Source organism: Caballeronia jiangsuensis (assembly GCF_046030135.1).
GTDB lineage: Bacteria > Pseudomonadota > Gammaproteobacteria > Burkholderiales > Burkholderiaceae > Caballeronia > Caballeronia jiangsuensis.
This window is the reverse complement of record NZ_JAQQDB010000018.1, coordinates 93,921-106,452: the sequence shown is the minus strand read 5'-3', so window position 1 is coordinate 106,452 and position 12,532 is coordinate 93,921. Positions and strand designations below refer to the sequence as shown.

The window sequence follows — 12,532 nt, the reverse complement described above, 5'->3', positions numbered from 1 at the left end:
CCGACAGCGTGACATGGCGTGAAATAAGTTACCGCGGGACTTCGCGTGTGCCCTTCTCTATAGTCACTTCCGTCGCCACACGAAACGCAACGTGGCCTTGAGAACCGAGAAGGACATCCCGTGAAAAACAGATCGACTTTCGCTTCAAACGTCCGCGTTGCTTCCGCCTCCGACGCGAGTTCCGGCAAGAGCCGCATGCGCCAGTTGCTGGTCGTCGCGGCGACCGCCGCCCTCACGCTGTGCAGCAGTTCCGCCTTCGCTGGATGGGCGCGCGGCGGCACGGCCTACACCGGCCGCGGCGAATATCAGGGCGCGCACGTCGGTTCCTGCGGCGGCGGAAGCTGCTCGCATGCGGGCGCCGTCGAAAATCCGTGGGGCCGCGTCGGCACCAACTCCGGCACCGTGACGCGCACCTCGCCCGGCCAGTTCTCCAACTCCGGCACCGCCTACGGCCCGAACGGCCGCTCGGTGCAGCATGCGGGCGACACGAGCTGCGCCGGCGGCAGTTGCACGCACAACGGCAGCGCGACCGGCCCGAACGGCAAGACCGCGACCGGCAGCGATACCGTGACGCGCACGGCGCCCGGACAATACTCGTCGTCGGGCTCGGTGACGGGGCCGAACGGCAACACGTCGACGCACTCCGCATCGACGAACTGCGCGGGTTATACGTGCAACCGCTCCGGCACCGTGAACACAGCGAATGGCGGCACGGTGGCGCATTCAGGCAGCGCGACGAGCGTAGCGCCGGGCGTGGTCACGACCTCGGGCACCGCGACGGTCACGAACGGCTCGCACAGCACGACGGTCGTCGGCGGCGGCACGGTCACGTCCAGCACGACGGTGGTTGCCACGGCGCCCGTCGTCACCGGGACGACGGTCATTGCCGCTCCGGTGATCGTGCCGCCCCCGCCGTCTTCGACGACCGTGGTCGTCGCTCCGCCCCCGGCTTCATCGACGGTCGTGGTCACGCCGCCTCCGCTGCCGCCCGCCAAGACGGTGGTCGTCGCACCGGCCCCGGCTCCGGTCAAGACCGTGGTGGTCGCGCCGGCCCCCGCTCCGGTCAAGACGGTGTATGTCGCACCGCCGCCGCCCGCGAAGGTGGTTTATGTCGTGCCGCACCGCGCGGTCCTGATCCCGGGCCATTGGGTCGGCCGCTTCTGGATTCCCGCTCACTGGGCATAAGCGGGCATCGACGAAAACGAAGGCCGGCCGCATGCGCGCCGGCCTTCTCGTTTTGTGCGCACCTCGCGTTACACTGCGAAGCAACGCCGCTTCCGACACAGACACGACATGCTCCATGTCTTTCCCGGCCCACAAGCAGTCACGACCGCACGCTCATGACGAGGCATGGCATGAAACGCCCGCATCTGCCTCGCGATCATGCAAAAGGCGTCCTGCACGACATCACGTGGACGGCCGGTCCCGTCGTGCTGGTCATTGCGATCATCGTCGCGCTCGTCTACTGGCTCGTCGATCCCGCGCCGCCCAAAACCATCACGATGAGCGCGGGCCAGCCGGACAGCTCGTTCTACGTCATCTCGCAGGAATACGCGAAGCTGCTCGCGCGTAACGGCATCACGCTGAAAGTGCTGCCCTCGGACGGCTCCGTGCAGAACCTCGAACGTCTGCTCGATCCGAAGCAACACGTCGATCTCGCGCTCGTGCAAGGCGGTATCGCGACGAGGGAAGAAGCGTCGAAGCTGATGTCGCTCGGCAGCGTGTCGTATGTGCCGCTCGTCGTCTTCTATCGCGGCAAGGGGCTCACGCTGCTGTCGCAACTGGAAGGCAAGCGTATCGCGATCGGCCGCGAAGGTAGCGGCACACGCACGCTCTCACTGAAGCTGTTGGAAGCCAATGGCATCTATCCGGGCGGCGATACGAAGCTTCTGCCGACCGACGGCCTGCAAGCCGCCACGCAACTCGTCAGCAACGAAGCCGACGCGGTCTTTCTCTCCGGCGACTCCGCGACGCGCGGCCTGATGCTGCGCCTCTTGCGCGTGCCCGGCATCTCGGTGATGGACTTCAACGAAGCCCTCGCGTATACGCGCCTTTTCCCTTATCTCGACGATATCGAGCTACCCCCCGGCGTGCTCGACCTCGGCCGGCGCATCCCGCCGGAGTCCGTGCATCTGATCAGTCCGACAGTCGAGCTGGTCGCGCGGCCGACCTTGCATCCGGCGTTATCCGACTTGCTCATCGAAGCGGCGCAGGAAGTGCACGGCACGGCTGGCTTGCTGCAACGCGCGGGTCAGTTCCCGAGTCCCGTCGCGCACGAGTTTCCGATCAGCGAGGATGCCAGCCGCTATTACCGCTCGGGCAAGAGCTTCCTGTATCGAACGCTGCCGTTCTGGCTCGCGAATATCGCGGATCGCGCGCTCGTGCTGTTGCTGCCCGTTGCGGTGCTGATCTTTCCCGCGCTACGGCTCGTGCCCGCGCTGTATCGATGGCGTGTGCGCTCGCGCATCTATCGTTATTACGGCGCGCTGATCGCGGTGGAGCGCGGCGCGATGCGCGTCACCAGTGAAGAAGAGCGGCGCGCGCTACTGGTCGAACTCGATTACATCGAGGAATCGCTGGATACGATCAGGCTGCCGCTCGCTCACGCCGATGCGCTCTACGTCCTGCGCGAGCATGTCAGCTTCGTGCGCTCGCGCTTGACCGAAGCGTCGCGGCGAGACAAAAGCATGGCCTAACCGAGGATGCACGATGAAACTTCGTACATGGTTCGCTGTTACGGCGATGCTGCTGATGTCGGCATGCGCGAGCCTTCCGCCTCAAACCGGACGCGTGGAGACGCACGCCCTCACCGATACCGCGAACACGCGCCTCGGCACAGCCTTCGCCGCGAGCGAGGCCGCGCATCCCGGCGACAATGCGTTTCACTTGTTATCGGATGGCACGGATGCGCTCATCGCGCGGGTGATCCTGAGCGAGACCGCGGATCGCACGCTCGATCTCCAGTACTACATCTGGCACGACGATCTGACGGGCCGCGAAATGGCTGCATCGATCATGCGTGCCGCCGATCGCGGCGTGCGCGTGCGCCTGTTGCTCGACGACCTCGGCACCAACGCCGACGATCAGATCCTGCTCGCGCTCGCATCGCATCCGAACGTGCAGGTGCGGCTTTTCAATCCGGTGGCGAATCGCACGTTCAAAAAACTGGGCTCCGCGGCCGAGTTCTTTCGCGTGAATCGTCGCATGCATAACAAGGCGCTCATCGCCGATAACCAGGCCGCGATTCTCGGCGGCCGCAATATCGGCGACGAGTACTTCGGCGCATCGAGCACGGTCGCGTTCGGCGATCTCGACGTGCTCGTGCACGGGCCTGTCGTGCCCGAGGTATCGACTGCATTCGATCTTTACTGGAACTCGGATGCGGCCTATCCGATCGATAACCTGATGCGACGTACCGCCGATCCCGACGCGCTTGCGGGTTATCGCGAGAAGCTCAATGCCTATCTGTTGTCGGAGACGCATTCGCCTTATGTGGCGCAAGTGCGTGCGCGTCTCGCGAGCGTGATCCAGCAGCGCGACGCCTCGTTTTCGTGGGGCAAGGCGACGCTGCTCTACGACGATCCCGCGAAGATCACGCGCGCGCCCGGCGACACCGAAGGCCATCTGATGTCGCAATTCAAGGCATTGAATCTCGATCCCGACAAGGACATGCTGATCGTGTCGCCCTATTTCGTGCCCCGCGATGAAGGCGTGCGATGGCTGCGGTCGATGACATCGCGCGGCGTGCGCGTTACCGTGCTCACGAATTCGCTCGCTGCCACCGATGTCGCCGCAGTGCATGCGGGCTATCAGCGCTATCGCAAGGACATGCTCGAAGCGGGCGTTCGCCTGTATGAGCTCAAGCCCGTGGCATCGACGGATAACGACAAGACCGTGAAGAAGTCCACGTTCGGATCGTCGAAGGCGTCGCTGCATGCGAAGACCTATGTGTTCGACCGCAAGCGCATCTTCATCGGCTCGATGAACCTCGATCCGCGTTCCGTGGAGTTGAATACGGAGATCGGCGTCTATTGCGAAAGCGCGGAGGCGGCCGAAGAAGTGGCGGATGGCATCGGCGCGAATATCGATCGGATCGCGTGGCGTGTCGAATTGCTCGATGATGGCAACGGCGGCACGCGCATGGTGTGGATCGACACCGACGCCAACGGCAACACGACCCAGCTCGACAGCGAGCCGGGCGTGTCTGCGATGAAGCGCGCGGGCATCTGGATGCTCGGCATCCTGCCGATCGAATCGCAGTTGTGAGCCGCGCGCTTCCCGGCGTTCATCGCCGCTTCATTTGAAACCCGCGACCGCATGCGGCACATAGGGCGCTTCGAGTTGCGCGATCTCGTCGGACGTGAGATTGAGCGTCAACGCGGCGACTGCATCGCTCACGTGATTCGGCTTCGATGCCCCGATGATCGGCGCGCTCACCGGCGCCTTCTGCGCGACCCACGCCAGCGCCACTTGCGCACGCGGCACGCCGCGCGCCTTCGCCACCGCGGCCACGGCTTCGACCACCGCGCGATCGGCGTCGTCCGTGCGATAGAGCGTGCTGCCGAACGCATCCGATTCCTGACGCGCGCTCGTCGCGTCCCATTCGCGCGTAAGACGGCCGCGCGCGAGCGGACTCCACGGCAGCATGCCGATGCCCTGGTCCTTGCAAAGCGGGATCATCTCCCGCTCTTCCTCGCGATACAGCAGATTCAAATGATTCTGCATCGTCCTGAATTCGACCCAGCCGTTCGCGCGCGATGTGTAGAGCGCCTTGCTGAACTGCCACGCATACATCGATGACGCACCGATATAACGCGCCTTGCCTGCCTTCACGACATCGTGCAGCGCTTCGAGCGTTTCTTCGATCGGCGTACTGTAATCCCAGCGATGGATCTGATAGAGATCGACGTAGTCGGTGCCCAGGCGCCTGAGGCTGTTATCGATCTCGTTGAAGATCGCCTTGCGCGATAGCCCCATGCCATTCGGTCCGGGACGCATGCGATTGAAGACTTTCGTCGCAATCACGATGTCGTCGCGTTTCGTGAAATCGCGCAGCGCGCGTCCGACGATTTCTTCCGACGTGCCGTCCGAATAAGTGTTGGCCGTATCGAAGAAATTGATGCCCGCTTCGAGCGCCTCCTTGATGAGCGGACGACTCTTTTCCTCATCGAGCGTCCACGGATGCGTGCCGCGATCGGGCACGCCGTAGGTCATGCAACCAAGACAGAGCCGCGACACATCGAGGCCGGTCGAACCCAGTTTCACGTATTCCATCGTGCGAAATCTCCTTGCAAAGCGAAAGGGTAAGCGCAGGCGCGCTCGCGCATGAACGACGAAGCGTAAAACATTAACTCACTATCGCGCAGCCTGCTTTCCCGAACCCTTTCGGCTGTGCGCGAAGATCGATGCATCGCGAGCGTATCGACCATCAAAGCGCCAGCACATTCACCGCCACATCCACATGATGCGCGCCACCGCCGAGAATCATCCCGCGCAATAACGACACGTCACTGTAATCACGCCCCGTCGCAAGCGTGACATGATCGAGGTCCGCGAGCACGTCATTGGTCGGATCGAGATCGATCCAACCGCTTTGCGGACAATGCACCGATACCCACGCATGCGATGCATCCGCGCCGATCAGACGCGCATGTCCCGGCGGCGGATCGTTGCGCAAGTAGCCGCTCACGTAGCGCGCCGGCAGCCCGAGCGAACGCAGACAGCCGATCATCACTTGCGAGAAGTCCTGACACACGCCATGACGCAATTCGAACGCGCGCGATGCGGGCGTATCGAACGCGGTGGCCGATGGCTTGTATTCGAAGTCCTCGTGAATGCGATGCATCAGGTCGATGGCGCCCGCAACGAGCGGCGTGCCCGCATCGAAACTCGCTTGCGCATAGGCGCGCAATGCATGATCGAGCGAGATATTAGGCGACGCATAACAAAACTCGCTCTCCGGATAGAACGACTCACCGGCCCGATAGAGCATGCGTTGCGCAACGGTTTCCCACGGCGGCGTGGCCTCTGCATCGAGCGCATTCCAGCGCGGCGTGAGCCGCACCGTGGTTTCGCTCGTCATCGAAAGACGCTCGTGCGGCGCATCGAGCGAGAAGTACAGCACGTCATTGCCGAATGCATCGACGCGGCTATGCACATAAGACGGCACCGGCTCGATGCGCTCCGTATGCGAAATCACCTGCTGCCACGGGCAATGCAACGGACGAATGGTCGCGAGATGCTGCGCGATTTCGACCGGCGTCGAATAGCGATAGGTCGTGCGATGCGTGACCGCGAGCACGGTATCGTTCATGCCGAGACTCATGACGACACCTGCGCGGAAAGCGTGTTCGCATGACTGAAGTAGCGCGCGCTCACTTCATTCGATGCCGCGAAAACCGATGCCACGAGCCTGTCGCATAGCGCGATCAACGCATCATGTAGGCCGTTCTCATCCGTCTCGCACAGTGCGGTGAGATCCGGCAAAGCATCGGCGTGAACGAGCAGGTCCGCGAAACGCGTCGCTTGTGCGCGGCGTGCGCCGCCCGCAGCGGCTGCGATCTCGTCGAGCTTCGTGCGCAGGCGCGCGTACACGCCATAGAGTCCGCGCGGATTGGTTTGATCCACCACGATCAGATCGATCAGCGCCGGCACTTCGAGTCTGCCCGGATAGAGCGAACGATACGTGAGCGTGCTGTCGAAGAGTTGCAGGAGCAGATCGAAGCCGGCAGGCGATGCGAGCGTGCCGCGCTCGGCGACCACGCGCAGAATCGTTGCCATCGTCGAGACGCGTTCGATATGCCGCCCGATGAACAGTAGCCGCCACGCCTGATCGCGCGTCATGCGATCGCCCTGTGCGCCGCTGATCGCGGACAGTTGCGTCGCGAGTTGCTCGAGTGCGCTCGCAAGCATCAGACGATCATAGTCGCGACCGATGCGCACCGTGCTTTCGTCAGGGGGATCGCTGAACACGAGGCGCGCGAGCGCATCGCGAAAGTCGTTGCGCGAAGCGAGAATCGTGCGCCAGTGATCCGTCGATAGCCGGTCGCGTATCTCGCCGCATGCGCGGGCCTGATCCGCGAGATTGTTGCCGATGCTCGTCGCCCTGCCCGATTCCGGCAGCCCCGCGACGAGCACGCGCTCGAACGCTTGCGGCGTGCTGCGCGCGAGCGTATCGACCGATGGAATCAGCCCGCATTCCGACGCGAGTTCCACGAGTGTCGGGAAGAGTTCCTCGGCGACGCTGCCATCGAGCATCCCGAGCAAAAGGCGGCACACCCGCACGTTGTTTTCTGCGCGTTCGCCGTAACGCCCGGCCCAGAAGAGATTTTCCGCGGCGCGGCTCGACACGATGCGATGCTTGCGCAAATCGCCCGGCTTCATCGGCGTGGGCAGCAACGAAACCGACCCTCCGGGCTGGCTCGACATCACCCAGGTATCGACGCTGCTGCCGCCGAATTGCATGGACACTGTCGCGCGCTTGTCGGCCGCGAGTCGTGTGAAGCCGCCCGGCATCACGCTCCAGCTTCCGTCGATGTTGGCGATCGCGTAGGCGCGCAGCACGCAGGGACGCGATCCGATCGCACCATCGTGAAAGCGCGGCGCACTGGAGAACGGCAGATCCTCCTGCACCGTGAAGACATCGGGCGCGCGTTCGATGCGCTCGCGCCATGCCGCAATATCCTGGACGCCCGCATCGATGCCCGGCACGTGTTCGGCCTCAGGGCCCGGCCACGTCGGCGCAATGAGCGCGCTTTCCACGCGCTCGAAGACCTCGCGGCGCGCGGCCTGCTCGCCGCACCACCATGTCGGCACGGTCGGCAATTCGAGTTCCTCATCCAGCAATGCCTGCGCGATGCCCGGTAGAAATGCATTGAGCGCGGGCGATTCCGTGAAGCCCGCCCCCGGCATGTTCGACACCATCACGTTGCCCGCGCGCATCACCTGCAACAAGCCGGGCACGCCGATCGTGGAATCGGCGCGCAATTCGACGGGATCGCAAAACGCATCGTCCAGGCGCCGCAAGACAGCATGCACGCGCGACAGGCCGGCGAGCGTCTTGAGATAGAGCTTGTCATGGCGAACCGTGAGGTCCTTGCCTTCGACGAGCGTCACGCCGAGATAACGCGCGAGAAACACATGCTCGAAATAAGTTTCGCTGAACGGACCCGGACTCAGCAACGCGATATGCGGCGCGTCGTTCGATGCATCGCTGCGGCCGTCTTCGTCATCGCGCATCGTCGCGCGCGCGGCTTGCGCGATGGTCGCGATGAGTTGCGAATAGGTCGCCGCGAGACGGCTCACGCGCATTGCACGAAACGGTTCGGCAAAGAGGCTCGCGACGATCATGCGATTTTCCAGCGCATAGCCGAGCCCCGAAGGCACTTCCGTCCGATGCGCGACGACCGTCCACGCGCCCGATGGCGCACGCGCGAGATCCACCGCGACGATCTGCAGAAAGCGGCCGAAGGGCGGCACGAAACCCTTCACTGCGCGCAGATAGCCTGGGTGTCCGAACACGAGCGCGCTGGGCAATAGCCCGCGTTGCAGCAGCGTCTGCGGGCCGTAGACATCCGCGACGATCGCTTCCATCAAGCGTGCGCGTTGCGCGACGCCGCGCTCGATCAACGCCCATTCTTCTTCGTCGATGATGAGCGGCAAAAGATCCAGCGACCACGCGCGCGGCTTGCCGTTGTCGGCATAAACGTTGTACGTGATGTCGTTGTCGCGTACCTGCTGCGCGACGGCGCTTACACCATCGTCGAGCCGCGCGATGCCCTGCTCGCCGAGCAACTCGAAGAAGTGCCGCCACGGCTCGCGCAACTGGCCCGCCGTGTCGCGCAGTTCGTCCCAATGCCCTTCACGCGCGGGCAGCGTGCGCAGCAGCGCGAGCGCATCGATGCGCGCCGCGGCGGTATCGAAGGGCAAGGTCGATTGATAAGCCAAGGTCGTCAATGTTCTTTATTCGAATGATGAATGCATTTCAACGATAGCGCAGGTCGAGCGTGAACGGGAATTCGAGGCTGCGTTTGCGGGCTTCGACGTGCATCGCGCCGGGCGTATGACCCGTCGCGAAGAAACGTGCGCGCCTGCGGCTTTCCGCTTCATACGCGTTGATCGGGAAGGTCTGATAGTTGCGCCCGCCCGGATGCGCGACGTGATACTGGCACCCGCCGATCGAGCGTCCCGTCCATGTATCGACGATATCGAAAGTGAGCGGCGCATGCGCCTCGATCGTAGGATGCAGCGACGCCGCCTGCGACCAAGCGCGAAAGCGCACGCCCGCGACGTATTCGCTGACGCGCCCCGTCGGTTGGAGCGGCAACGTCTCGCCATTGACGGTCACGACATGTCGATTGCCATTCAGCCCGAGCACGCGCACTTCGAGACGTTCGACGGACGAGTCCACGAAGCGCACCGTGCCACCGATGGCGCCTTCCTCGCCCATCACATGCCACGGTTCGAGCGCATTGCGAATCGTGAGCGCGATGCCGTTCGTATCGTATCCGCCGACCAGCGGGAAACGGAATTCAAAGTGCGGTGCGAACCAGCTTTGCTCGAATGCGAAGCCTGCTTCGCGCAGTTCGGCGAGCACGTCATCGAAGTCCATCTGCACGAAGGTGCGGAGCATGAAGCGATCATGCAGTTCCGTGCCCCAGCGCGTGAGGCGCGCGGTATAGGGCGTGTCCCAGAATCGCGCGACGAGCGCGCGCAACAGCAATTGCTGCACGAGACTCATGCGTGCGTGCGGCGGCATCTCGAAGCCACGCAGTTCCAGCAAGCCGAGCCTTCCGGTCGGGCCATCGGGCGAATACAGCTTGTCGATGCAGAACTCCGCGCGATGCGTATTGCCCGTCACATCGATCAGGATATTGCGCAGGATGCGATCGATGAGCCAGGGCGGCACGGTCGCACTGTCGCGGCCGCCGAGCAGGTCGAGCTGACGCTGCAATTCGGCGAACGCGATCTCCAGTTCATAAACCTGATCGTTGCGCGCTTCGTCGACGCGCGGCGCCTGACTGGTCGGACCGATGAAAAGGCCCGAGAACAGCATCGACAACGAAGGATGGTTGTGCCAATAGCGGATCAGGCTCGCGAGCAGATCGGGACGGCGCAGAAAAGGACTGTCGGCAGGCGTCGCGCCACCGAGCACGAAGTGATTGCCGCCGCCGGTTCCGGTATGGCGGCCGTCGAGCATGAACTTCTCCGGGCTCAGATATGACTCGTGCGCCGCGTTATAGAGAAACTCCGTGTGTTCGACGAGATCGTTCCAGTTCGCCGCCGGATGAATATTCACCTCGATCACGCCAGGGTCGGGCGTCACCTGCAACATCTTGAGGCGCGCATCGCGCGGCGGCGGATAGCCTTCGACGATCACGGGAATCTTCAGATCGGCGGAGGTCGCTTCGACGGCAGTCAGAAGATCGAGATAGTCATCGAGCGAGGTAAGCGGCGGCATGAAGACATGCATGAGCTTGTTGCCGTTGCCGAGCTTCTTGAGGGCGTCGGCTTCCGCTTTGGGACCGGCCGCGCGCGATGGATCGCGTGCCTCCACGCACAGCGCGATGCGTGCGATCCAGCCAGCCGATTCGCCTCGTTGCGGCTTGCGATCGCGCGACTCACTCGATGCGAGCGTACCCGATTCACCAGATTTACCCGATGCTCCCGCGCGCCCCGCCACGCCCGCATCGGCATTTTGCATGCGCGATTCATTATCCAGATCCGCATATTGCATGCGTAATTCAGTCGCCGTGCGCAACGGCGTGGACGGCGCGAACGGGTCGTGCGTGTGCTGCCACGGGTAATCGCCTTCCGAGACCCACGGCAGCGAGTCGAGCGGCACGCGGTATCCCATCGGCGAGTCGCCCGGAACCAGGTACATGCGCTCGTCGCGGAAGAACCACGGCCCGCTCACCCAGCGCGCCGGCTGCGCCCCGGCGCCTTCTTCACGCGCGATCGGCAAAGCATAGCCCGTGACAGACGGCAAACCCGCGTCGAACACACGACGCAGACGGGCGCGCTCCAGTTCGTCGCCGAGGCGCGAGTCGAACGGATCGACGTTCACCGGCAAGCGGCGCTCGCGCCACAGGTAGTACAACGTGTCCTCGTACCCTGGTTGAATGTATTTTGAATCCAAAGAAAGCTTGCCCGCGAGATGGTGCATGAAGCGCGCGGCGTCATCCGACGTATACGAGGCAGGCTGACGTTCATCCGCGAAGAGCGCCGGATCGCGCCAGCACGGTTCGCCGTCCGCGCGCCAGAACAGCGACAGCGCCCAGCGCGGCAATTGCTCGCCCGGATACCACTTGCCCTGTCCGATATGCAGGAAGCCACGCGCGCCGTACTGCGCGCGCAGCTTGTCCATCAGCGAAACAGCGTAGGCGCGCTTGGTCGGGCCGAGCGCGTCGGTGTTCCATTCCGGCTCGTCGCGGTCGCGTACCGAGACGTAAGTCGGTTCGCCGCCCATCGTGAGCCGCACGTCCGATGCGCTCAATTGCGCATCGACCTGCTCGCCCATGCGCAGCACCGCGCTCCAGTCTTCCTCGCTGTACGGCTTCGTGACGCGCGGCGTTTCGCGCACACGCTCGATCGACATCGCGTGATCGAATTCGACTTCGCATTTTTCCACCGCGCCCGAGACCGGCGCAGCACTGTCCGGCTCCGGCGTGCACGCGACGGGAATATGTCCTTCACCCGCGAGCAGGCCGGACGTCGGATCGAAACCGATCCAGCCCGCGCCTGGCAGAAACACTTCGCACCATGCATGCAGATCGGTGAAGTCCACTTCGGTGCCGCTGGGACCATCGAGCGATTTGACATCTGGCGCGAGTTGCAGCAGATACCCCGACACGAAGCGCGCGGCCAGGCCGAGATGGCGCAGCGTCTCGACGAGCAGCCAGCCCGAATCGCGGCACGAGCCGGCCGCGCTTTCGAGCGTTTCCTCGGGCGTCTGCACGCCCGGCTCCATGCGGATCAGATAACGAATCTCATGGGAAAGCCGCTGATTGAGCGCGACGAGGTAATCCATCGTGGCGAGCGGAGAGCGATCGATACTTTCGACGAATGCCGCAAAGCGCGGCGTCAGCTCGCACTTGACCATGTAAGGCGCGAGATCGTGCAGCAACTCGGGCGCGTACGCAAACGGAAACTTCTCGGCGGTCGGTTCGAGAAAGAAATCGAACGGGTTATACACGGCCATTTCGGCGACGAGATCGACCGTCACCTTGAATTCGCGCGTTTTCTCGGGGAAAACAAGGCGCGCCTGATAGTTCGCGAACGCGTCCTGCTGCCAGTTGATGAAATGGTCCTCGGGCTCGACGCGCATCGAATACGACACGATCGGCGTACGGCAATGCGGCGCGGGCCGCAAACGGACAACCTGCGGCGACAGACCGACGAGCCGGTCATAACGATAATGTGTGACATGGTTCAGTGCGACACGAATGGACACGCCGGACTCCTTTGTTCAATTGACGCCGTGCACGCAACGCGCGCTGCAACGCTTTTTCTGCTTGTCATGGAAAAAGGCCTT

At 63.6% G+C, this 12,532-nt stretch carries 7 protein-coding genes; 3 read left to right on the top strand and 4 right to left on the bottom strand.

Annotation, left to right across the window (positions count from 1 at the left end):
* The first annotated feature begins 120 nt into the window (after nt 1-120).
* The 3 genes from PQR08_RS20455 (at nt 121) to PQR08_RS20445 (ending at nt 4,266) form a co-directional block, all read left to right on the top strand.
* A complete protein-coding gene (locus tag PQR08_RS20455) occupies nt 121-1,185 on the top strand; it encodes a hypothetical protein (RefSeq protein ID WP_408162206.1) in 1,065 nt (354 codons plus the stop codon).
* A gap of 170 nt (nt 1,186-1,355) precedes the next feature.
* Nucleotides 1,356-2,696 (top strand): TAXI family TRAP transporter solute-binding subunit, encoded by a 1,341-nt coding sequence (locus PQR08_RS20450; RefSeq protein ID WP_238216293.1) that lies wholly within the window; start codon nt 1,356-1,358, stop codon nt 2,694-2,696.
* A 13-nt stretch (nt 2,697-2,709) separates the two neighbouring features.
* A complete protein-coding gene (locus tag PQR08_RS20445) occupies nt 2,710-4,266 on the top strand; it encodes a phospholipase D family protein (protein ID WP_250486131.1) in 1,557 nt (518 codons plus the stop codon).
* Nucleotides 4,267-4,296: 30 nt separating this feature from the next.
* On the opposite strand, the gene PQR08_RS20440 is transcribed toward PQR08_RS20445, so the two are convergent.
* The 4 genes from PQR08_RS20440 to PQR08_RS20425 all read right to left on the bottom strand — a co-directional run bounded on the left by PQR08_RS20440 (nt 4,297) and on the right by PQR08_RS20425 (nt 12,451).
* Nucleotides 4,297-5,274 (bottom strand): aldo/keto reductase, encoded by a 978-nt coding sequence (locus PQR08_RS20440; RefSeq protein WP_250486130.1) that lies wholly within the window; start codon nt 5,272-5,274, stop codon nt 4,297-4,299.
* Between the two features lie 154 nt (nt 5,275-5,428).
* Nucleotides 5,429-6,325, bottom strand: a complete 897-nt coding sequence (locus tag PQR08_RS20435) for a transglutaminase family protein (protein ID WP_187604321.1) — start codon at nt 6,323-6,325, stop codon at nt 5,429-5,431.
* A complete protein-coding gene (locus PQR08_RS20430) occupies nt 6,322-8,946 on the bottom strand; it encodes a circularly permuted type 2 ATP-grasp protein (protein WP_250486167.1) in 2,625 nt (874 codons plus the stop codon). The genes PQR08_RS20435 and PQR08_RS20430 overlap by 4 nt, the downstream gene beginning before the upstream one ends.
* Before the next feature lie 37 nt (nt 8,947-8,983).
* Complete coding sequence (locus PQR08_RS20425; protein ID WP_250486128.1) at nt 8,984-12,451, bottom strand: transglutaminase family protein; 3,468 nt, start codon at nt 12,449-12,451, stop codon at nt 8,984-8,986.
* Nucleotides 12,452-12,532 lie beyond the last annotated feature (81 nt).